Raw genomic sequence first — 23,391 nt, 5'->3', positions numbered from 1 at the left:
TATTGAAAAAAAGATTGTAGATAGCAAATATCATGAATTAATGAGCTTATTACACTGGCCGCAATATCCTTTAATTACAAGATTTACACTTTCTATTTGCATAACGGGTGATAATTGAAATCCAGGAATAGATATGTTATCCAGACAGAATGCCTTTTTACAATGATTACAATAAAAATGAGCGTGCATATCTTCAATGCTGCAATGGCAATCTCGACTACATACAGAATACTTAACAGAGCCTGAGCCGTCATCGAAGCTATGTATTAATTGATGCTCATGAAATAAATGTATTGTTCTTGATATTGTAGACTTATCTACGGTATCAAGTTGAGATTCTAAATCGGACAAACTAAACGCCCTGTCAAATTCAAGCATCGCTTTTAGTACCAGTATGCGAATAGCTGTTGGTTTTATATCCCGCTCTTCTAATAGATTTACAAAAAGACTGTTCATAATGCAGTATTTTATAATATAGAGTTTATAAAGTTATGTTTTTTATTGAAAATTAATATACAAATCAAAACTTAATTAGATTTGTGCATTAAGACTTCTAAAGTTAGATTTTTTACAAAATGTGTGCTCGTTTTTGAGAAATGTCTATAATAATAGGTGATAATAATTAACATGTTGATAACTTGGCTCATAAATCTCGATATATTTAGAATGATTTTAATTATTTTTATAGTGTAACAATCTAAAATCTAATTATGTATAGTTTATTTCCAGACGAACACGTATATATTGATTTTTCCGTCAAAATTTCTATTCCAGTCGGAAAGAATAAAAAGACCTATTATATAGGGAAAGAGAAGGGTATCCTTAAAAAGTATGAAGGCGATATCTTTTCCGGCTATGAGTTTCGAACTGTGCATGGATTTGTCTATTTTCTTTCAAAGAATAAAGATAAATATCCCAAAGCCTATGATGCTGTATTCTACCTTCAGTTGGATGAAAACCAAAAACTAGATTTAGGAAACATTCAAAATTGTAAAAAGAAACTACTCATAGGCAAGCATCCATCTATTTTACATATCGTTTCGTCATGGAATAACGCATTTCAATACAAACAAGAAAAACGGAATGAAATAGGAGATATAGTACAATACGGATTACGCCCACCACAAACTGGAGCATTGCATTCAATTTTAGCACATTGGAGCATTTCAAATAAGCCTGCTTTAGTTATAATGCCTACAGGAACAGGAAAAACAGAAACAATGCTTTGCCTGTTAATAGCAAATCAAAATGAAAAAACATTAGTTATAGTACCCACTGATTCTCTGCGAACACAGATTTCCAATAAATTTATAGGATTAGGTATTCTTAAAGCTGAACCATTTGATATTATTGCAAATTCCGCTCTTTACCCCAAAGTATCTGTACTTAAAACAACCATTGATACAATTGAAGATGCAGAGAAATTATTAGATGCTAATGTGATTGTTTCTACACCTCAGATATTATCAAACCTTCTAAAGACAGGGAAAAGTGATATTTTTAAATTAATTGTTCAGCAATGTAATAATTTGATTGTAGATGAAGCACATCATATTGCAGCAAAAACATGGAAAGAAATAAAACTAAATTTTGAAGCGGCAGGAAAGCCTGTGTTGTTGTTTACTGCAACCCCATTCAGAAATGATGGAGGTCGGATTGAAGGAGAAACTATATACAACTACCCATTGTCTTTAGCACAAAGAGATAAGTATTATGAGAAAATTATATTTGCCCCTATTGTAGATTTTAATCCGGCTACAGCCGATGAAAAAATTGCAGAAAAGGCTATTGAAACACTAAAAAGAGACCTTGAAGCTGGATATGACCATATCTTGATGGCTCGTGTAGATGAGAGATCGAAAGCAGAAGAAGTTTACGAGCAGATATATAAAAAATACTCGGAGTATTCTCCTGTGTTTATCCATAGTGGTATATCAAAAACTTTGCAGCGGGAAATACTTGAAGGTATTAAAGAAAAAAGACATCGAATTATTGTTTGTGTAGACATGCTTGGAGAAGGGTTTGATCTTCCTCAATTAAAAATTTGCGCAATGCATGAGATGCATAAAAACATTACCACCTCATTTCAGTTTATTGGAAGGTTCACAAGAACAACGGGAAGTAACCTTGGTCCGGCTACTATTATAGCTAACATCGTCGATAATAGCTTTAAAGGAGTGCTAAGCGAATTGTATCGTAAAGATTCGGATTGGGACAAAATCATAAGCCAATCAAATGAAGATATTATTGGAAATATTGTCAAGGAAGAAAATTTCTTTAGAAACTTTTCAGATGTGCCAATACCATATAAGATTCCAATACGAAATATTATGCCTGCTATGAGTACTGTTGTTTTTAAGTTATATGACAATGATGTTCTTTGGCACCCTGAAAAATATACTGAATATTTCAAAAACAAAAAATATGAAATGGTTGCAGTTGAACATAACGAAAAGAATTTACAGATAATTATAGTACGAAGTACAGACAAAGTTCTTTGGGGAAAAATCGACGACTTAATTAATACTGAATATGACCTATACATTGCATATTTGAATCCTGAACAGAAACTTTTATATATTAACAGTTCTAATAATGGTTCTACCCATGATAAACTAGCAGAAGCATTGGTTGGTAAAAATATTTCTTTATATAATGAAGGTGATATATATAGGGTTTTACACAATGTATTTCAGTTGGAGTTGTTCAATCTTGGATTAAAGTCTCATTTAGATGGTCCGATTAGCTTTACAATGTATGCTGGAAATGGGATAGTAAAAGGGTTAAGTGAGATTGAAAAAGGAATGCATAGTTCGAATTTATTTGGAACAGGCTATGAGGAAGGAGAAAAAATAACTATTGGTTGCTCAAATAAGGGGCGTGTATGGACAAAATTAGTTAAATCAATCCCAGAATATTGCGAATGGTGCGATAAAACAGGAGTTAAACTGTTAGATGAAACAATTGATACAAAGAATATTTTTGATTTTATCCAAAAGCCTGATAGAATATCTAACTTTCCTGAAGGGAAAGTTCCAATATCAATAAAATGGAATGAGAAATTTTATTATGATCCACAATCGGCAGTTTATAGTTCTAACTTACTAATAGACTACAATGTTAAATTAGTTGCATATACTTCTCATACTGTTGATTTTGACATCATTACAGGACTTGGAGTTTCTTCATATAGACTAGAATTAGACGAGGATAAAAATGGACGAGGATATAAATATATCCTCATTAAAGGCCATCCAATTATTGTAAGTCAAAGAAAAGAAGATAAAGATATTATTGACCTATTCTTTGAATACCCACCTACCATATGGTTTCAGGACAATTCGAAAATGTACAATGACTTATTTTTCTTGTTCAACTACAAATCTCCAATTTTCGACACGAAAAAGATAATTGCTTACAATTGGGATGGTATTGATATTACTAAAGAATCACAGAAAAAAACTAAGCGAGAGGATTCCATACAATACAGAATACTTGAACGCCTGAAAGCAGAACCAGAATATGATATTATTTTTGATGATGATGACGCAAATGAGGCAAGCGACATTATTGCAATAAAAGGATATGAATCAGAACATAATAAGCTTATATTTGAATTATATCATTGTAAATTCTCTTCTAAAGAAGAAGTTGGAGGGCGATTAAAAGATTTATATGAAGTATGTGGCCAAGCGCAAAGAAGTTATCATTGGCGGCATAATGCAATGGAGTTATTGAACCACATGAACCGCAGGAATAGCAACCGACTTGCGCAAGAAAATCCGTCAAGATATGAGAAAGGTGGAGACGATGAATTACTTATAATCCAAAATATGTTGCTATCTAATTATTGTGACATTGAGTTTCATATATATGTTGTTCAGCCTGGAATTCAGAAGAATAAACTGATTAATAATTCGGAGTTATTGTCTTTATTGGGGGCAACTGATTTACTGTTAAAAAGGACTGGAAATGAATTTTTTATAATTACAAACGAATAATCGGTTATGATGATTCCATTTACCAATTTTGTAAACATAACAAAGTCAATAAAACAAATACCCATATAGTTATATTGAATAAATATTCAATGATCTTTCTTTATTCTTTGTACTCTTACTGACTAAAATATTACAGCGTGCTATGAAAGATAAATGTTACCTTATAAAAAGTATTTCTCCCTATATTAGAAGAGGAGATACATTAGAACTTGTTAATAAGTATCTTTATGTATCGATTAATGAGGATTGGGAATATGTTCCCAATATTGAAATTAGTTATAGTGAGGAATATAAATCAGAAGTTACTTTAGCTAGTGAATATGTGAAGGTGAAACGTATCATTCCCGAAATATTCGATTCATATTATACAAGTACAATTCGTAAATTGAGTGAATCTTTTTCAGAAAATGGAGAGTATTACTTTAAATATAGCATAAAGGCCTGTAAATTATATCTTTTTACAGATTCTAAGCACGTAACTATAGATATTAATAATGATATAGATAATTTTTATTGTAATTTTTCCCGATATAGTGGAATTCGAGGACGAAATACAGCAAGGAAAGAATTAGATACTTTGCCGGAAGAGGTGATGAGGCAACTCTTCAATCTAACAATAGAATTATTGCATGATCCGCAAAATCTCAAGAATTTGAAAGACGAATATTACAAGCAATTAAGTCTGTTAATAGAAAATAGAGAACCTATTAAAGGTCTTATTCTAAATGCAGATATTGCGTTTAATGAAGTACGAATACAGATTATTGATAGAATAGAATCTATTGAAAATAGGATGATTAATTTTGATGATACATTAGAAAACCGAAATGAATTAAGAGGAGAGCTGAAAGGTTTAAAATATTGTCTTAAAATTTTTGATAGTAATAGATAGTATATGCTCTAATTAATATTTTCGATGTGAAAAGATGCTAAATAAAGATTGAAATAGAAGTGGATAAATATTATTTTTTTTGCTATCTTTGGTTTTAGAGATGAGGCAGACAATTCATAGACAATAACTGCTTAAAATGCTGTAAAAAAGCGTTGCTAATTAATAACCAACAGCTTCTTTTAAATTATAATACACTGAATAGCAGGATATAAGGAGAAAGATTCACATGCCTCTCTATCCGTTTTGTGAGGAATATATAAAGAAGCTCATAAAGGACAATAGAGAAAAGACTGCCGAAGGTTATTCCGATGCTCCTGACATCTTTCAAAAAACATTTTACAGATAAGAAACCTTACTTTTCAGGATATAAGGCAAAAAGAGCTAAAAGCTTGAATTCAAACTCTGATGGGAACAGCCAGAGCAAAACAGAAATATCCAACGAACATGAAGGCTATTTTTGAGGCGGGACGTGATAAGTACAACGATTATGAGATTAATATTATCGCTACTGCCAATAATCCTTTTTATAAACTGGAGATACCTAAATGCGACAAACCACAAAAGAAAGCTTCCGATATAGATTCAATCAGAATATTATTCGCAGCAGAGCCTAAAGGCAAAAAGGAGGAAATAGCACAGGACGTAGCTAAATTGATGCTTTTTATGGTCAGGATCAATACCATTGATTTATATGACATGGCGAATTACCGCTTAAAAAATGGTAAACTATGCTATTACAGACATAAAATACGCACAGTCAGAGACGATGCCTATACCGAAGTTACTCTCAGACCTGAAATATTGGATTTGTTTGAGAAATACAAAGGGTAAGATGGTTTTCTGTTCAATTTCAGAAACAGATATCGTGACCCGAAAGGGTTTTACGAGAATGTAAACAAGGGATTAAAGGAGATATGCAAGAATGAGAGATTAAAGAAAAAGACAACTAATACAATGCGTCACAGTTGGGCTACTGTTTACCAAAATGGGGTGTATTTTATTAATCCTACGATGTTTTATAGAGGCAATAGATTGAAACTTATTAATTCACAACTAAATTTGCTAATTTAAACCATAAATAACTTAATTATGAGTTGGGATGAGAAGGATTGGCATTATATTACTTTTTGGAGCGAAGATGAAGATACTGCAAAAAAAGCATCAAAAGAATATGATGCTATAGATAGAAACTATGACGATTATCTTAAAAAGGCAGTATCTATATATGAATGTAGTCGGGATTTATACCCATTGGGTAAAGAAGAATTACAAAAACTACAAAATATTTCGAATAAATATTTTATCTTAATAACTTATTGGTATTGCGGACAAGGAACAATTCATATTAGACCACAAAAAGAAGAATAAACAGGGTAATAAAACAATGCTATGATGAAATTTATAAAAGAAAATTGGAAACTTTCTATTGCAATACTTTTGATTTTTGTGATGCCTTTTCTACTAACCAGAGAAACATTATTTGATAAGTTAGATTTCACTAAAACGGGAAATATTGGAGATACAGTTGGAGGAATTACTGCTCCATTTGTAGGATTAATTAGTATAATTCTGTTGTATCTTACTCTCAAAGAACAAATAAGAATAAATGATAATCAGAAAAAAGAAAATAATTACAATAAACTTCTAAATCTACAGACTATTATATTGAATAATAATAGTGCATTCAGGTTTCGCTTTAACAGTGCAATTGGCATAAATGAGGGTAAAGGAGTATTTGAATTAAATAATCTTTATAGTGAAATATATAACACCTCTATTCCAAGCGTGTCTTTTGATGCTATTATTATGAATATAAAAGTGTTAGATTATTCAATACGCCAATTTATAAAACTTAATTTTCGTTCTGATTTAGATGAAGATGAAAAAGCAGAATTTTATAATTTTGGGAAAGCGTATGCAGAACAGATATTATTCTTTTATGATTTGAGGATACGAAATGTCATAGAGATTATTCCGACTATGGCAGAAATAGACCCTCCTGATTATCCAGTAATTAATGCAGGAGCAGAAGAAGCAGAAGATAGAAATAACCCTATGATTGATGAAGTTAGAGATGAATTTATATTACTTAAAAATAGCCTTAGTAATATTTTAAATATTTATAAATGTGAAGTGCATGAATAAAACTGTATTAATTAGGAAAAAGATAAGGGGAGCATTTCTGCCCCCTCCGGCACAACATCATAGCTGATTACGGAAGCCTATGAATGTTGTCCTAAACGAAAGGTGTTCCCAAGAACTTGGTAGCACCTTTTTCTCGTCTTATGACGATGATTATAGTCAATACGTCTTGCCTAAGCAAGTATTACAAATTTATATTTCGTTACAGAAAGAATCTAATTTCCAGAGGGTAAATAAATTAAATTATTTATCATCCGTTTCTTTTTAATCATAGAGTTAACCTTTATTTGGAAAATCAGATATAGGATATTTTACTTCGAGTAGCTTTTGCAGATGTGTTCTTGTATAATATTTGAGTTCATCCATATATTTTGCGTTGATATGTTCCAAGTGTTTACATTCGTCTGTCCATCATTCAAAGAGAAGAATATAGTTATACGCTAAAATAGAAATTATCCAGAAATAAAATAGGAAATTTCTGTAAAGAGGTTTCCTATTATACTAGTAATAAATATATTATTTCACAGCAGGTTGTATCCATTTGAAAATATAAGAATCGACAGGAATAACCAATCGTTCTGATATCTTAGACATACGTACAGGAAGCTTCATCAGAAAATCGCGGGCACGTTCTGCTTCGTCTGTTAATCCCGAAATTTTATCTATCTGCCATTTATCTATCAGTTTTTGTATAATATCTACATAATCAGTGGCAGTATATACCCCGATGCGCTGTGCAGCATTTGAAAATTGTTCGAAGGCAGTACTTATTTTCTCTTTCGACTCTCTAAGGAAGTGAGCAGGCATAACTATCTTTTGTTTCATCATATACTGGAAAGCGAGCATCATTTCACTCGGGTCTACCTCAAATATGCGCCTTACAAATTCACTGTAAGCATGGTGATGCCTCATTTCGTCACTTGCAATACGTTTACACATTCTAGACAATTTCTCATTACTCATTTTTTTAGCTATTTCTGCTACACGATTGTGTGAAATGAAGGTTGCCAATTCCTGAAAACTGGTGTATACAAAGTTTTTGTACGGATCTCTTCCTGTGCCAATATCAAAACCGTCATTGATGAGATGTTGTGTGGTTTGCTCAATCTCTCTCATATTCACTCTGCCGGATAGATAAAGATATTTGTTTAATAAATCGCCATGACGGTTTTCCTCACCGGTCCAGTGTCTGATCCATTTTGACCAACCATTGCGTTTTTCGCCGTCGATATTATCTATGCCTTCTACATTCATTAACCACGATTCATAAGTGGGCAAAGCCTCTTCGGTGATGGTGTCCCCGACCAATACGACCCAGAAGTCATAAGGGAGCTCTTTGGCCAGTTCGCGTAATTCTTTTACATCTTCGAAGAAAGTTTCTTTCTCTGAGTTAGGAAGATAATCAGTCGGTTGCCATATTTTTTCTACAGGAACCAGAAACTGAGTAATAAAATTATCTACATTCTTTTCTAAGAAGTGCATGACTTCTAAACGGATATTTATAATTGACATTGTACTATATTAATTAATGCCTTCTACTATTGATCTTTCCATTTTCTCAAAAGCTTCTGAGAAGGGTATATCCTTTACAGTAAAAAGCTGGTGTATTGTAAAGGTAAAATTATTTCCAGGCCCTAATAGTAAATTACTTTATTTTGTCATCTTCTACCATTTATTAATAGTTAAACGACTAACAAGTAAGCGGCTGAAATGGATTTCCATGAATTTCATTAGATACGATTCTTTATAAAAGATTTATGGTAAATTCTTCTGTTGAGTAGAAATATTAAATGGTTTGATTTATATCCTTCATTATGGCGACGATTTTAGTTCCATAGCTTCCGCCAATAATTTAAATGATTTGAAACGGGCTTCTTTATCATATATGTAATTGGTAATAAATAGTTCATCAGCGCCAGTCTTTTCCATAAAATCTATTACCTGACTCCTTACTCTTTCTTTATCGCCACAAAATGTGCAGGCCATCATATTATATAAAGACTGTTTCACATCGGGACGGAAAAAAGCCAAAGGCATTTTCTTTACAGGTGGCGGTAGTTTAGTTGGGTTCCCCGTAACAAGACCAAACATAAGTTGTTGTAAGCTAGTCCCCAGCAAGGTAGCTTCATCGTTTGTCTCGGCTACAACTATATTCGCACCCACCATTAGGTAAGGTCTTTTATGATATCTAGAGGGTTTGAAATTCTTTTTATAAATGTCTATTGCCGTCAATAAAAGCGCCGGAGCAAAGTGTGAAGCAAAAACATAGGGTAGTCCTAATTCGGCAGCAAGGTAAGCGCTGTCTGTACTGGATCCCAATATCCAAATGGGAACATTCCGTCCTTCTCCCGGAAAAGCCCGGACTTTTGAACTGCTGTTCTCTTTACTGAAATATTGTTGTAAAGCTTTAACATCTTCTGGAAAATGATATGTCGTAGATAAGTTATTACGCCTCAAAGCAGCAGCTGTTAATTGATCTGTTCCCGGTGCCCGCCCTAATCCTAGATCAATCCTGTCCGGATATAAAATATCCAGTGTACCAAACTGTTCAGCAACAGCTAAAGGTGTATGATTAGGAAGCATAATACCCCCGGAACCGACTCTCAATGTAGTTGTTTTTTCAGCAATATGGCCTATCAATACTGCGGTGGCAGCTGTAGAAGCACTTGCCGTATTATGATGTTCAGCTATCCAAATTCTTTTATATCCGAGCGATTCAATATGTTGTGCATTGTATACAATTTCTTTAAGTGCATCTGGAATATCCTGCCCTTCTACTACTATACCCAAATCTAATAAAGAAATACTAATACTATTGTTCATTTTTTCAGCTATTAAATCTTTATAAAGCCTGTTATCTTATTATATCAGGGATTTATTACATTAAAGAGATCCTTTACTTCATGTGGTTTACAGCATATGTACTGCTTTAGCCCAACAACTTTAGGTCCTAACTTGGTCGTAGTAAACTATACCCAAGCCTTTGTGTTTGTATATAACAGTTCATAATCTAAAACAGTTTTAAACAAAGGCTAGAGAAAATAGCATTTAGGATAAGAATACCAATTGATATTGTAGGCTATACGAGTACATAGATTGAAAAGATAATACTTATTAATTCTTTAAGCTTTAGTATGCAATTAAAATATATTATATTTGTAATGAGTAATTAATGTACGGACAAGTGTGTTCAATAGTAAGACAAAATGTGATATTTTGAAATATCCTAAAGTGTTCACCTTAGAAAAAACGAGTGAAGCAAATATTTGAAATGTAGCTATTTAACTAAAAAATAATGGATCCCGTCCATACCGCAGAAAAGCCTGTTAATCGATTGATTGACAGGCTTTTGTTTTTTACTGTATTGCATTTGTGTTGCAAATTCGCATTTGTCCCATTCCTTTCCCGCCATTGTGCAACACAGGGAAATATTAGCAGAACAAGTTAATTTAGGAAATTATTTCAGTTCTTCTTGATAATATCGTTCCAAATAACGGCGTGTATAATGCCTCATATCTTTACTAAACATATATAATTCTTCTGATTTACCGAATATTTCCCTATACATTGGATGTCCAAGCATCTCCAATGAGCGTTCGAAGGTTTTAAGAGATTTTTCTTTTTCTGATTTGGATTTTGAAGATTTAAGAACCTTATAAGTTTCAAGCCCAATCTCATATATCCAAGGAAAATCATCCTTGAATAAGCTAATCATCATCAAAAAACTTATGGCTGGATTTTCTTCTTTCATTTCCATATGCATTATTTAATCTAACATCATTGGATGAAATTTCCTTCGCCTCCTTCTTTCGGGGTCATATAATCTATTATCAATTAAAGAAGGTAATGCTTCTATCTTAGTTTTCAACTCTTCCGTTAATTTAGAGGACTGTAATCCTTTATCTATACCAGCAACGGCTAATCGTAAGTCGGAAATTGCTTCAACAATATCAGCCAAAGACCGCTCCTCTGCGTCTCCACTTTCTTTCAAAACCTTTAAGTCTAAGGATACAGATATAGGGTTTTGAACTTCGTTACCTCCTGTTTCAATAGATTCAATAGATTTTACTTGCGATGATATTTCTTCTTTTGCAGCTGCAACGCTATCCAAATCAAGGAGGTCAAATTGTATTACTCTTGTCGCGGCAACATCAAAAGGGATAATATCACCCTTTCTTATTATTTGGACGAGTGGTTTCCTCATTGCATGCCTAATTGCCAATTCATAAAACACATTTGGATTATGTTCAGTTAAATCTGCAATTACAAGCTCTGCATCTACTATGTATTCAATAATTTGGGTTGTAATAATTCCTGGTTCAGAGATTTTATCAGCCCTAATAACTTCATATCCTAATTGCGATACTGGTTCCGTAATGATGTGTTTTAATATTTGATCCGAACGGGTTCTGGTTTCAGAACCTCCCTCTCCAATGGGGGATATCACAAAACATATTTTCTTATCTTCTTTTTTCATCATCGTATATCAGATTATTAGCTTAAATTTTTTCAAACCATTCAGGATTGATAGTTACCTCTTCTATTAATTCAGTTTTAACCCCAAGATTAAATTCCTTCAATTTCTCACACAACAAATCACCATCTATTAAATCTATTGGAGGCGCACCATCTCTTGATGCTTCTTTTAATGCTTCACGTGTAAATTTTCCAGTGGTTATAAACAATCCTTTATCAGCTCTTCCCTGCATTGCTCCTCTAAAATCTCTAATATAACTTGATGCTACTGAATCCTTAAATCTTTTGCATTGAAAGAAAACATGAAAGCTTAGAAATCCATTTAGTCTGACAATGCCTTTACCATCAAGGCCTCCATCTCCGGATTTTCCAGTAACTTCAACCTGAACAAATCCACTTTCTCTTAATATTCTTTGGCAAAGTCTCTCGAATGCTGATGGTTCAATACTTTGAACAACCTTTAAGAGATTTTCTTTCCAATTTAATTCATCAGTTTCGTCTTCAACAACCGTATCTAATTTATCTAAGGGAATAAGTTCTTTTTCATCCCTCTTATCATCAGCCCTTACCTTTTTTACAATCTCATTTGATTTGAAGGAATCTGGATTTATATCATTATTTATCAACACCCAGATTCCTCTTGATGAATTTTCGATCAATCCATACTTCTTAAGATAGGTTCTTGCCCAAGCAAGTCTATAATCAACTTTGCTTTGCATTCCACCCTCTTTATGAGGAATACTTAATGTTTCTTCGTCAAGATTAGCTATCTCATATACTTTCTCATTAATTTCCTCGATAGAACCGGAGCCACCTAATAGTTTCAAGGCTTTCAGCGTCGGAACTAATAGTTTATCATAAGTAGGGACTCTGTCATTTGTTTTCTTCCTTCCCATATTGTTCTAAGAATTTAAATCGCTGCAATTTACGAATAATTTATGGTTTTTAGGGGAAACAGCATAATCCTCATGGGTAATTACTGGTAATTACACAAAAACTGCTTATTTTTGTGAATCCAATTTGGGATTATATGAGTAGGTATCGTAAAATGTATAATGAGAATTTGCTGGGAACATCTGATGTTTCCATCCTAAAATTCTATTATGCCAGTTTTAAGTTGCAATATAACAAGGGAAAAATAACAGACTTAAGCGTTTTTTTAGATGACTGTGCTAAAATTTCCGAAGAAACCAATACGGTGCTAAAGATATCCAGCATCATTCCTTTTTTTAATTTGCTTTTTGGAACAGGTAGAGAACAAAAACATATAGCTGAGATAATAAGAAATAAGCGTGAAGAAGTAGAGAAGCTATTCATGCAGGATGATATATCTGATGAAGCTATAAAATCCATATTATATGGCATATCTCCTCTTACACAAATCAACAACTTAACAAAAGAAGATACGATACAAGTAGTAAAAGATAAAATTCTCAAATGTTATTCTATAAAAGGTCGTAAGCAATTAGGTGACCGTATTTTCGGCTATCTATTAGCTTCGGAACTTATCCCGGCATACACTCCCGAAGATAGATTACTAGCATGGAAAACGCTTATCGGAGAAAAAATAGCTCCGTCCGATACGAAACTACACGCCAATCCCTCATTGAACCGTAGTAACGTAGATAGCAAAACTCTTCTAAAGCATTTGGATACTATCCGGGAATTCTATTCCGAAATCGGGCTTGAGAAAGTGACTCCCATCATCAAAAAGGATATGGAAAACCTATCGGTTAAAGCCTGATATTCTCCCCTTATTTTCTATTTATCCTCCTTATTTTACTCTTGTCATAGCAAGTGGACTTGTCCCATTCTGTGAGAGGTTGTCCTATGTTGTCCCGATAGCGCAAGTTGCTTATTTATAGAGATTTTGTTATATACATTTGTCTTCCGATTAACGTAAATTATTCGAAAGATGAAGAAGAAATTTTATCAATTCTGGAGAAATTCAGAAAATGAGGAAGCTGTTGAGAACAGTATTCCTGAAGAGCAAGTGTCGCCGGTTGATAAGGCGATGAGTAACCTAATCAAGATGAAAGAGGCAACCAAACTTCTGAAAGCCTCTGCGCCTACCGTCCGCAAATATGCCCGACTCGGTCATTATAAAGAATACCGTTTCGGCGAAAAGTTGATTTTCTATAATAAGGAGGAGATTCTAAACTTTATCCTAAACCGATGTAGAACGACAGAAGAATCTTGATTCCGATGAAAAAGAAAACAGATTCTTCCGTCCGCCAATCCAAGAACGAACGGATTGAGGTACACTTTCAGGAGAAGTACGATTTCCGTTTCAATGTGATAAAATCCAAACCGGAGTATCGAATAAAGAACAGCAATTATCCGTTTCAGCCTGTTACCAAGTTTGCCCTCAATTCGTTCAAACGGCGGATTGATACCGAACTGGGCATTTCTACATCGGCAGAGAACATCCGAACCATTCTTGAAAGTGACTTTTCGCCAAAGGTGCATCCAGTAAAAGACTATTTTCGGCAATTACCACGTCTTGAACCTGACAAAAACCAATACATTTCTCAATTAGCGCAGACCGTAACCACCGCCAACCCTGAAAAATGGAATGAATACCTAACCAAATGGTTAATGGGTGTGAGTGCCAATGCGCTAGAAGATGTAGGCTGTCAAAACCATACTTGTTTGGTTTTGACTGGAGAGCAGGGGCGGTTCAAAACAACATGGTTAGACCATCTCTGCCCGCAGTCGTTAAAAAGCTATCTGTTTACCGGAAAGATAGACCCGCAGAATAAAGATGTACTGACAATGATTGCCGAATACCTGTTTATCAATATCGATGACCAGTTGAAAGCCTTGAACAAGCGGGATGAAAACGAATTGAAGAACCTGATAACGACTCCGGCAGTTAAATACCGTCGACCTTATGATGTGTATATCGAAGAATACCCTCATTTAGCCAGCTTTATGGCATCGGTCAACGGTAATGATTTTCTAACCGACCCGACCGGAAGCCGTAGGTTCTTACCGTTCGAGGTTCTCAGCATCGACATCAAGACAGCGGAACAAATCAATATGGATAATGTATTCTCTGAAGTGATGTGGCTACTGGATAACGGCTATCGTTATTGGTTTGTCGAGGAAGAGATCGCGGAACTGCACAGGCTCAGCCAACAATTCCATGTACAGACGGCCGAATATGAAATGCTATTGAAAGGATTCGAGAAGCCGGAAGCTGATGAAGAATGTTATATGACGACTTCTGAGGTATTAAGCTACTTACAGGCATATACTTTGGTCAAGATGTCCGAAAAGCGAATGGGGGAAGCCTTGCGTAAAGCGGAATTTGACCGACTATCCAAACGATTGACGAAAGGAGCTAATCCGATTCAATGCTACCGGATAAAGAAAATCATGCCGAATCCATTCTACGACCGTGATATATAGAAATACAGATATGGCTTATTCTTCTTACTACCTTACTACAATCCTATATATTCCAATGAAAGAAAAGGGATTAAGACGTAGTAAGAAGCAAAATCCGCATCTTACTCTCATCCTACTACCTTACTACAAAGTAGTAGTTACTACAGAAAAGAATCATACTACATAAATATAATTGATTATCAGCGTGATAAACAGATTGACTTATGTAGTAAGTAAAACAGCTAAAAAATAAGAAAATGAAAAATTCAAATTATATCAGTATAAAACAATACCTTGATAATAAAGGAATCCATCCCGTAAAAGACCGGGGATATTATGGAATGTATATCTCTCCTTTGAGGGATGACAATAACCCGAGTTTCAAAGTCGATTACGACAAAGATTTATGGTACGACTTCGGAGCGGATGAGGGCGGTTCAATAGTTGACCTTGTGATGAAATTAGAGAATTGTTCGCTGGCAGAAGCATTCCGGCAGTTGGAAAACTCTTTTTCCTTTCATCGGAATAACATTCCGGAGGTTTCTTCGAAACCGACAAACCGAGAATCGGCACTAACCATTACCGATATACAACCGCTCAATCATTCCGCTTTACTTGATTACCTGAAAGAGCGTGGTATAGATACCGATATTGCAAAGCACCATTGTTCGGAAGTCCATTATTCCATTGCGGACAAACCTTATTTTGCTGTTGGCTTTCGGAACGATGCCGGAGGCTGGGAGCTCCGGAACAGATATTTCAAAGGAAGTACCACCCCGAAGAATATCACGATTATAAACAACGGTAGCAATTCGGTTATGGTATTCGAGGGTTTTATGGATTTTCTCTCTTATCTCTCATTAAAACAGAATGTTTCGCCAAAAATCGATTCGGCGATATTAAACTCAATCGCCAATCTTCCGAAAGCGATTCCGTTTCTTCAAACCCACCAAACAATACACGCCTTCTTTGATAACGATGAAGCCGGAAAGCGGGCTGTTCAGAGTTTAAGCCCGGTAGGTAAAGAAGTAATCGACCAGTCTGTTTTCTATCGAAACCATAAAGACCTGAACGATTACTGGCGGGATAAGTCCAAGCCGAAAAAAGAGGTCGGAGAGAACAATGCCGTCTCCTCATTTAAACGGCAGATTCCAATGAGAAAGAAAGGGCGCGGGTTGTAGTGCTACCCTATGCGCGAAGTGCATTGCAAGACGTCAGTTTGTTACCACAAACTGCGCTTGCCGCCTGAACCGCTTTCGCTGGCGGGGGAACTGCAATCGCTTCGCTCTCGACAGTTTTTAATTCATATAATCAGATAAAAATGAAAAATAGCTATATAAAATTTCGTTGTACTAAATCAGAAAAAGAGAGAATCGAGGGCATGGCTAAAAGGTCGGGGGTAAGCCTTTCCGAGTATTGTCGGAAGCAATGCCTGACCGGTCGGATACTTGCCAGCCCGAAGCTAAGCCCGACAGAAATAGCATACTTCCGGGAACTGAAAGAACATAATAATGCCATTTCCCGGCTCTCCAACCTGATACGAAACAAAGACCCGCAATTAGTCGTTGCCATTGCGGAGTATCTGGAACAATCCCGGCAATTGTATAACCGATTCTTCTAAGCGTATGATTGGAAAAGGAAAAGCGATAGCACACGGAGGCAATGCGATTGAATACGCCTTGCGTGAGGGCAAACTGGATAAGATAGTCGGCAGGAACATGATTGAGAGTGATACGCCTGTCGACATTCTCCGGGAGTTTGAAATGGTTAATCAGCACAACTACCGATGTAAAAACAAGTATATGCGTTACGAGATAGGCATATCTCCAAAGGATATAGACAAGCTAAAGCCGGGAGATATGATTAAGATTGCTCGGACATTCGCCAATAAAATGGGGTTGCTGAATAATCAATGGATAGCCTGTACCCATAAAGACACCGGAAAACCGCATATCCATTTGATAGCAAACCGTATCGGGGTTGATAGTAAAGTATTCGACACCACCTTTATGAGTAATCGTTCGGCAAAAATAGCGGAAGAGATAAGCCGTGAAATGGGATTAACGATTGCCAAAGATGTTCAGAAACAAAAAGAGCATCAGGAAACCTATGCAGACCCGGCACGTCAGCAGACAAAAGAGAAGCTCCAAAAGATTGCTTATTATGAATTATTCAGAAATGCGAGTTTAGAGGACTTTTTGCATGGATTGGAGGAAGAGGGTATCAGCATTGAACCCGCAAAGAATAAACAGGGCAAGATCTATGGCATTCGGTTCACTTACGAGGGGGAGACATTCAAGGCTTCAGAAATCGGAAAGGAGTTCGGATTTCGTTCGCTTACCAAGAACTTTTCTTCTTCACCGGGAGAGAGCCATTCGCAACAGGTTCAGCAGAACTACAACCAAGATGTAGGCAATCAACAATCCTATTCGGGAGTAAGCCCCAGTATTGCTTCGCTATTGGCCGATCTGCTTACTCCCAATGGACATAGTCCTGAAGAAGATGATAATACATTGAAACATAAAAAGAAGAAAACTAAAAAACGATATTATGGACGACAGCAATAATAAACCTACCAAGCGAAGAAATAAGTTCGCAGGCAAGGAAGATATTTCCCGCGAAACAGTAGATAACATCCTGTCCGCTCAAATCGACCGACTTCGGGAAATATCTCAGACGAACGATGAAGCGGCAAGCCAAGTCAGGGAGAGCGTGAATATCCTATACGAGAGACGGATTTCAATTGATACGGCTAAGTTTGAGCAACTGAACCGGAACTTCATCAACGAAATGGAGAATAAGCTCCGAAAAGTCAAACAGCCATCTAAAGGCTTGAAATGGTATATTGCTATGTGGGTTATCACACTGGCATCGGCATTTCTTTCCGGATATTTCATACATGAATATAGGGAATGGAAAGAGAAAGCGGTGTATTGGTATCAAATGTATGAGGAAATGAAACCGGAAAAATAGATAAAGAAAACATTGTGGACAAAATTTGTCCAATTGTGGTTTTATTTACTACCTTTGCTGAAAATATCGAATCATAATGAATAATATAAATCAAAACATTACTTTTGGTGAGCACCTTAGGAGATTAAGGGAAACTGCAGGTTTTAGCTTGAAAGATGTCTCAGCAAATATAAGCATAGACTCTTCTCTACTTGCAAAAATAGAGAGAAACGAAAGGTTGCCAACAAGACAACAAATAAGAAACATCGCTTCTTTTTTTATTATAGATGAGAAAAAACTACTGGCTGAATTCTTGAGTGATCAATTTGCCTATAGGATTATAGAGGAGGATGTTGACATTGAAACATTGAAAGTTGCGGAATCAAAAATCAAATATTATACTACAAATAAAAAAGAATTTTCCTATGAATTAAATGGGAATCCCAAGCAGCTACAGGATATCAACAGTATAGTTAATAAGGTTATACAGGGTGACTGTTTAGAGGTTATGCAAATTATTCCAGATAAATCTATTGATATGATTTTATGCGACCTTCCATATGGGACAACGCAAAATAAATGGGATTCTGTTATCAATTTAGAAGAATTATGGACAGAATATGAACGAATAATAAAAGATGATGGAGTAATTGCTCTAACAGCTCAAGGTGTTTTTACCGCTAAACTCATATGTAGTAATGAGAAATTGTTTAAATATAAGATTGTTTGGATAAAATCTAAACCAACAAATTTTCTCAATGCAAAGAAACAACCTCTTAGAAAGCATGAAGATGTTTGTATCTTTTACAAAAAGCAGCCAACATATAATCCTCAAATGACTGATGGAGAACCCTATGACAAAGGGGTCAGAAAAGATCAAAATACAGGTAGTTATGGTGATTTTAAGCCTAAACATGTAAAAAGTAACGGGAAGCGATACCCTAATGATGTTATTTTTTATGATGATGTACCTGTTGATGATTATATTTATATTAAAACGGCAGAAAGTGAAGGACCAGTGGTGCACCCGACACAAAAACCAGTGGAATTAGGTCGATATTTAATAAAAACATATACGAAGCCTGGAGATATTGTTTTGGATAATGCTTGTGGAAGTGGTAGTTTTCTAGTCTCTGCATTGCTTGAAAATCGACAATTCATTGGCATTGAAAAAAATGAAAATGCTTTATTGCATAAGGTTGATATTGTCGATTATGTTGAAATCAGCATCAATAGAATAAAGGAAGCACTAAAAAGAAAAGAAATAGAAGATGCGACTTTAAAATTATTTCAAGAGCCAATCGCAGAATATCATAAAGTATTATATAAAGAAACAAAACTTATTGCTGATTATCAATATTATGGCGAAAATAAATTATAACGAACGTAGTTGGGCGATTGATGTCATTTCAGAAATTTGCCTATATCTATCAAGAAAACGATGGTATTTTAAAAGCGCAGGAGGAGAAAATACTATTAATGAAAACAAATCGAGCTTATTTCCTGATGTATTGCTCTTCAAAGATACTGACAAAGAGGATATTCTTCATGGATGGGAGCTGAAAATGCCTGATACAGCGATTAATGACCCAGATTTAATTGATAATGCAAAGAAAAAGGCAAGAATTCTTAAACGTGATAGTTTTCTTGTTTGGAATGTTAAGACCGCTGCATTATATGTTAAAGATGGGGAGTCTTTCTCTATATATAAGACTTGGGATAGTATCGACATAAATAATAGGAATGAAGTAAAACCAAAAGAAGCTTTATGGAAGGCATTGCTGCATCAAATCCTGGAAGATTTAAATAATTTTTTCGAAGCAGGAGAGATTAGCGATACGGCATTCGAAATATTAGCGGTAGATACTGTAATTGATGTAATTCTAGAGAATGTAGCATCCACTGTGGGTAATTTGAAGCTGCGAATGAGAGCTAGCGCAAGGTTTGCGGCCGAGATTAATCAATGGTGGCTTTCCTCTGCATCTGAATACGGCTATAATCCATCAAAAGAAAGTGATAAACCACATCAACTGCCAACTTTGTCAAAAGTTATCTTGACTGATTGGGTTATTAAGATTGTCTTCGCTCATATATTGAAACGCTACTTCAATGAAGCCCGCTCTATAGAAACAATAACTGATGCAACTAGTATTGCAGAAGCGGAACAAATAATTTCTGATATATCGACTAATTGTGATTTCTGGAATATATTCAACAAAAACTTAGCTCAAGAGTGTATTTCATCTACTGCTTGGGCGCAACTCATACAAATTAGTCAGTATCTTACAACTATAAACATCCAAGATATTGATATTGAGGTGTTACATGTATTGTTGCAATCGTCAATTGATGCCGCAAAAAGAAAGGTGGCTGGCCAATTTTCAACACCAGTAAATTTGGCTAGCCTGCTTGTGCGGTTAACAATAGAGAATAAGGAATTAAATGTTTTTGATCCATGCTGTGGAACCGGGACTATTATTAATCAGGCTTACTTGCTGAAAGAGGAATATGATATCCCGCATAATGAAATTCTATCATCAATATGGGCTTCAGATAAGCATTCATTTCCGATACAGCTTGCAACACTAACTCTTTCAAAACCTGATAATATAGGCGAAATAGTTAATATTTTCAGTTCAGATGTAATAGAACTAAATGTTGGCCAAAGAATCAAGTTTCATAATCCGAATGATGGAGCGGAGGTAGAAAAGGAACTACCTTATATGAACTATATTGTATCTAATTTACCTTTCATACGAGAAAAGGCTATTAAAGAATTAAATCCAGACATAGCGGATATAAATACATGGATAAGAAATGAGACAGGGCTAGATCTATCTCTAAGTGGCAAAAGTGATATCTTTGCCTATATCCCTTTCTACCTTTACAGAATATTAGGAGAAGAAAGTAAAGTCGGCTTTATTTTATCTAATGCATGGATGGGGACAGATTATGGCGATATTTTCCTAAGATTATTCCAACAATTCTACAGTATTGAAAATATAGTTATTTCAGGTAAAGGCAAATGGTTTCATAATGCAGAAGTAGTAACGACTATAATAACTGCCACTAAGAAAAATGCTGTGGGAGCAGAAGAAGATAGGGATAGAACTATAACATTTACAACACTGAATGAGTTCATCGAAAACGTAAATGACACACGACAAGTAGCAGATGCAATTCTCGTGAATGGAGAAAACCGACATTTAACTAATCAGCAATATACAGTTGCTAATATTCACGAGTTTGAGTCTATTGGAATTCCATGGTGTGCGTACTTTGCTGAAATAACCTGGCTACCTGAGATCGCTGATCAGATTGTGAGTTGTAATCAATTTTTTGATTTTACAAGAGGTGAAAGGCGAGGTTGGAATGAGTTGTTTTATCCTGCTGAAGGGCATGAAATTGAGGAAGAATATATTAAACCAGTTCTTAAAAATCTGAGACAAACAACAGCATTAACTTGTACCACAAATAAAGATGCATTCTGCTGTTCTCGAAGTATTCAGGAACTTGAAGAGTTGAATCATGTTGGGGCATTGAATTGGATTCGACATTTTGAAAATCAAGTTAATGAAACAGGAGTTCCCTTAACACAGTCACTTCAGCGAGCTAATATGTATTGGTATGAGATGAAAACCGATAATATGGCTGATTTTGTTGCGAATGTTAACTATGATAAGAGTTTGTTTATCCCAATGCTTCAGGAACGATCTTTTATAGACCAGAGATTAATCGGCTTATCATTGAAAGAAGAGTATCGAGGAGAGGATAAATCGTTATTCCTCGCACTCTTTAATAGCATTTTAAGTATGTTCTTTATTGAGTGCATGGGATTTGGAAGGGGTCTTGGAGCATTAGATTTAAGAGCGACCAAATTCGAATCGGATTTCAAAATGCTCAATCCTGACATATTATCTTCCGAAGACAAGGCACGTATAATCGAGGCTTTTGCTCCAATCATGAGGAGAGATAGATTGAATTTGGAACAGGAAATGGAACAGGTAGATAGAGTGAATTTTGAAATGATGCTATTCGAGATATATGGTATTCAAGAATATTATGAGTCTATCAAAAAATCACTCTTACATCTCTATAAAATCAGATTTGCGGTTAAGGAAGTGTTGATTGATAGCTAAGTTTGTTTAGACAACTTTTGTCTAAGTTCTTTCAATCTGTTCGCCGCCTGCATATTATCGACCTTAATATATCGCATAAAGGCTGCAGGGCTTTTATGTCCGGATATTCGCATAAGTTCTTCGGCAGGGAAGCCGGATAGATACATATTGGTACAGAATGATCGGCGACAAGTATGTGAAGACATCATTTCCCATTTCTCATGGACTTCTTTTACCCGAAGATTCCCTTTCTTACGGACGACTTCTACCTTTTGTTTTAGTTTGGCTTTCTTGCCAAGTTCCTTTAGACGTTCATTGAATTTATAGCTGGGAACTTTTGGCAAGTCGTAATTATATTTTTCTAAGATATTCGGCACGTAGTCAATCATCGGAATGATAACAGCCTTGTGGACTTTCCTCTGTTTTAAGCTGATAGTTTCATTAGTGACATCAATATGTTCCGGGCTAAGTGTAGATAGGTCGCTGTATCGTAAACCTGTATAACAGCCTACAATAAATATATCCCGAATCTCTTCCAGTTCCTTGTCATCTGATAGCTTAAGATTATAAATCTTGGCAAGTTCATTCTCACTTAGATAAATAGCATCTGTTTCTTCTTCAACAACCTTAAAATGACTAAGGTCAACCGCAGGAATAGTTCCTTTAGCTATTTGGTAATTAACGAATCCTTTTAATAATCTAATAACCTTTCCCGCAGAGTTGGTTAGTAACCCAATCGTTCCGTCCGGTTTCTCTGCCTTATAGAAAAGATAATCCATAAATTCATTATAGAATTTCAGATTAAGATTTCGGAATGTAACCGGTTGAGATGAATGCTCCTTAAAATTGGTTAGATGCTTTCTCAGTGATTTATAGTCCTTTATTTGGTCGGCAGACACCTTGCCTTTTTTCTCTTCAATGTAAAGCTCCAATGTATCGAACATGTTTACCCGATTAGAGCGTTGTTCGTATTCTCGGTTCTTTTCCAGTTCGAGCAACACAAAATCAACAATAGGGTCTATACCATTGTCTTTGGCATAAGTTAGTATCTCTCCCAACTTCGATGTTATTTTCGTCAGAGCAGAATCAATCTCCTCAAATTCCGGACAAGCTCGTTTTATCCAACGCTTTTTATCATCCCAATGGTCGGGCTTGATAGTATATCCGGTAGATATAAGTGTGCGCTTTGTGCGATTGTAGTTATAACGCACATACAAAGGAGTCTTTCCGTCGCCAGCGACGTAATTGGGTTTGATGTAGGGATAATATAAATTTGCCATACCGCTAAATTTATTGTGTTGTATTTGTGTTGCAAATCTATAAAAACTATTCGAAATAGCCAAAAAATATTAGAAATAAAATTTTGCAATATATTGATAATAAGCAATTATTAGAAACTATTGGAAATTGTGGAAAA

The 23,391-nt window shown here is 35.2% G+C and carries 21 protein-coding genes; 14 read left to right on the top strand and 7 right to left on the bottom strand.

Going from position 1 to position 23,391, the window contains the following annotated elements; genetic code table 11:
* Positions 1-30 precede the first annotated feature (30 nt).
* Entirely contained in the window at positions 31-456 is a 426-nt protein-coding gene (locus K322_RS0109815; protein WP_026626732.1) for a Fur family transcriptional regulator, read from the bottom strand.
* 254 nt (positions 457-710) lie between these two features.
* On the opposite strand from K322_RS0109815, the gene K322_RS0109810 reads away from it, so the two are divergent.
* The 5 genes from K322_RS0109810 (at position 711) to K322_RS0109785 (ending at position 7,038) form a co-directional block, all read left to right on the top strand.
* A complete protein-coding gene (locus tag K322_RS0109810; RefSeq protein ID WP_026626731.1) occupies positions 711-4,001 on the top strand; it encodes a DEAD/DEAH box helicase in 3,291 nt (1,096 codons plus the stop codon).
* A 142-nt stretch (positions 4,002-4,143) separates the two neighbouring features.
* Positions 4,144-4,893 carry a hypothetical protein gene (locus tag K322_RS0109805; protein ID WP_026626730.1) on the top strand — a complete coding sequence of 250 codons (750 nt, stop codon included), beginning with the start codon at positions 4,144-4,146 and terminating at the stop codon, positions 4,891-4,893.
* A 405-nt stretch (positions 4,894-5,298) separates the two neighbouring features.
* The gene (locus K322_RS19095) at positions 5,299-5,724 is read left to right on the top strand and encodes a hypothetical protein (RefSeq protein WP_026626729.1); all 426 of its coding nucleotides are present in this window, start codon (positions 5,299-5,301) and stop codon (positions 5,722-5,724) included.
* Between the two features lie 258 nt (positions 5,725-5,982).
* Positions 5,983-6,261, top strand: a complete 279-nt coding sequence (locus K322_RS0109790) for a hypothetical protein (RefSeq protein ID WP_026626728.1) — start codon at positions 5,983-5,985, stop codon at positions 6,259-6,261.
* Between the two features lie 21 nt (positions 6,262-6,282).
* Positions 6,283-7,038, top strand: coding sequence for a hypothetical protein (locus K322_RS0109785; RefSeq protein ID WP_026626727.1), 756 nt, complete (start codon positions 6,283-6,285; stop codon positions 7,036-7,038).
* A 513-nt stretch (positions 7,039-7,551) separates the two neighbouring features.
* On the opposite strand, the gene K322_RS0109780 is transcribed toward K322_RS0109785, so the two are convergent.
* The 5 genes from K322_RS0109780 to K322_RS0109755 form a co-directional block, all read right to left on the bottom strand.
* Positions 7,552-8,547 (bottom strand): acyl-ACP desaturase, encoded by a 996-nt coding sequence (locus tag K322_RS0109780; RefSeq protein WP_026626726.1) that lies wholly within the window; start codon positions 8,545-8,547, stop codon positions 7,552-7,554.
* A gap of 300 nt (positions 8,548-8,847) precedes the next feature.
* Positions 8,848-9,858: an LLM class flavin-dependent oxidoreductase gene (locus K322_RS0109775; RefSeq protein WP_026626725.1), complete on the bottom strand. Its 1,011-nt coding sequence runs from the start codon at positions 9,856-9,858 to the stop codon at positions 8,848-8,850.
* 634 nt (positions 9,859-10,492) lie between these two features.
* Positions 10,493-10,792 (bottom strand): hypothetical protein, encoded by a 300-nt coding sequence (locus tag K322_RS0109765; RefSeq protein WP_035331830.1) that lies wholly within the window; start codon positions 10,790-10,792, stop codon positions 10,493-10,495.
* Between the two features lie 9 nt (positions 10,793-10,801).
* Positions 10,802-11,515, bottom strand: coding sequence for a hypothetical protein (locus K322_RS20275; protein ID WP_051290744.1), 714 nt, complete (start codon positions 11,513-11,515; stop codon positions 10,802-10,804).
* 19 nt (positions 11,516-11,534) lie between these two features.
* Complete coding sequence (locus K322_RS0109755; protein ID WP_026626723.1) at positions 11,535-12,407, bottom strand: restriction endonuclease; 873 nt, start codon at positions 12,405-12,407, stop codon at positions 11,535-11,537.
* A gap of 113 nt (positions 12,408-12,520) precedes the next feature.
* Between K322_RS0109755 and K322_RS0109750 the strand changes: the two genes are divergently transcribed.
* The 9 genes from K322_RS0109750 (at position 12,521) to K322_RS0109715 (ending at position 21,995) form a co-directional block, all read left to right on the top strand.
* Positions 12,521-13,255 carry a hypothetical protein gene (locus K322_RS0109750; RefSeq protein ID WP_157279419.1) on the top strand — a complete coding sequence of 245 codons (735 nt, stop codon included), beginning with the start codon at positions 12,521-12,523 and terminating at the stop codon, positions 13,253-13,255.
* Positions 13,256-13,426: 171 nt separating this feature from the next.
* Positions 13,427-13,711 carry a MerR family transcriptional regulator gene (locus K322_RS0109745; RefSeq protein WP_026626721.1) on the top strand — a complete coding sequence of 95 codons (285 nt, stop codon included), beginning with the start codon at positions 13,427-13,429 and terminating at the stop codon, positions 13,709-13,711.
* A gap of 5 nt (positions 13,712-13,716) precedes the next feature.
* Complete coding sequence (locus K322_RS0109740; RefSeq protein WP_026626720.1) at positions 13,717-14,925, top strand: VapE domain-containing protein; 1,209 nt, start codon at positions 13,717-13,719, stop codon at positions 14,923-14,925.
* Positions 14,926-15,161: 236 nt separating this feature from the next.
* The gene (locus K322_RS19085) at positions 15,162-16,085 is read left to right on the top strand and encodes a toprim domain-containing protein (protein WP_026626719.1); all 924 of its coding nucleotides are present in this window, start codon (positions 15,162-15,164) and stop codon (positions 16,083-16,085) included.
* A gap of 140 nt (positions 16,086-16,225) precedes the next feature.
* Positions 16,226-16,525: a plasmid mobilization protein gene (locus tag K322_RS20830; RefSeq protein ID WP_157279417.1), complete on the top strand. Its 300-nt coding sequence runs from the start codon at positions 16,226-16,228 to the stop codon at positions 16,523-16,525.
* 4 nt (positions 16,526-16,529) lie between these two features.
* Positions 16,530-17,471, top strand: a complete 942-nt coding sequence (locus K322_RS0109730; protein ID WP_026626718.1) for a relaxase/mobilization nuclease domain-containing protein — start codon at positions 16,530-16,532, stop codon at positions 17,469-17,471.
* Positions 17,455-17,877 carry a hypothetical protein gene (locus K322_RS0109725; protein WP_026626717.1) on the top strand — a complete coding sequence of 141 codons (423 nt, stop codon included), beginning with the start codon at positions 17,455-17,457 and terminating at the stop codon, positions 17,875-17,877. The genes K322_RS0109730 and K322_RS0109725 overlap by 17 nt, the downstream gene beginning before the upstream one ends.
* A 76-nt stretch (positions 17,878-17,953) precedes the next feature.
* Complete coding sequence (locus K322_RS19080) at positions 17,954-19,237, top strand: DNA methyltransferase (protein WP_084158556.1); 1,284 nt, start codon at positions 17,954-17,956, stop codon at positions 19,235-19,237.
* Positions 19,218-21,995, top strand: a complete 2,778-nt coding sequence (locus K322_RS0109715) for an N-6 DNA methylase (protein ID WP_026626716.1) — start codon at positions 19,218-19,220, stop codon at positions 21,993-21,995. The genes K322_RS19080 and K322_RS0109715 overlap by 20 nt, the downstream gene beginning before the upstream one ends.
* Here K322_RS0109715 and K322_RS0109710 read toward each other — a convergent pair.
* Complete coding sequence (locus K322_RS0109710) at positions 21,992-23,254, bottom strand: site-specific integrase (RefSeq protein ID WP_087880859.1); 1,263 nt, start codon at positions 23,252-23,254, stop codon at positions 21,992-21,994. The genes K322_RS0109715 and K322_RS0109710 overlap by 4 nt on opposite strands.
* Positions 23,255-23,391: the final 137 nt, after the last annotated feature.

The organism is Indolivaga capnocytophagoides DSM 22835 (genome assembly GCF_000426485.1).
GTDB lineage: Bacteria > Bacteroidota > Bacteroidia > Bacteroidales > Dysgonomonadaceae > Dysgonomonas_A > Dysgonomonas_A capnocytophagoides.
This window is presented reverse-complemented; position numbering and strand designations above follow the sequence as displayed.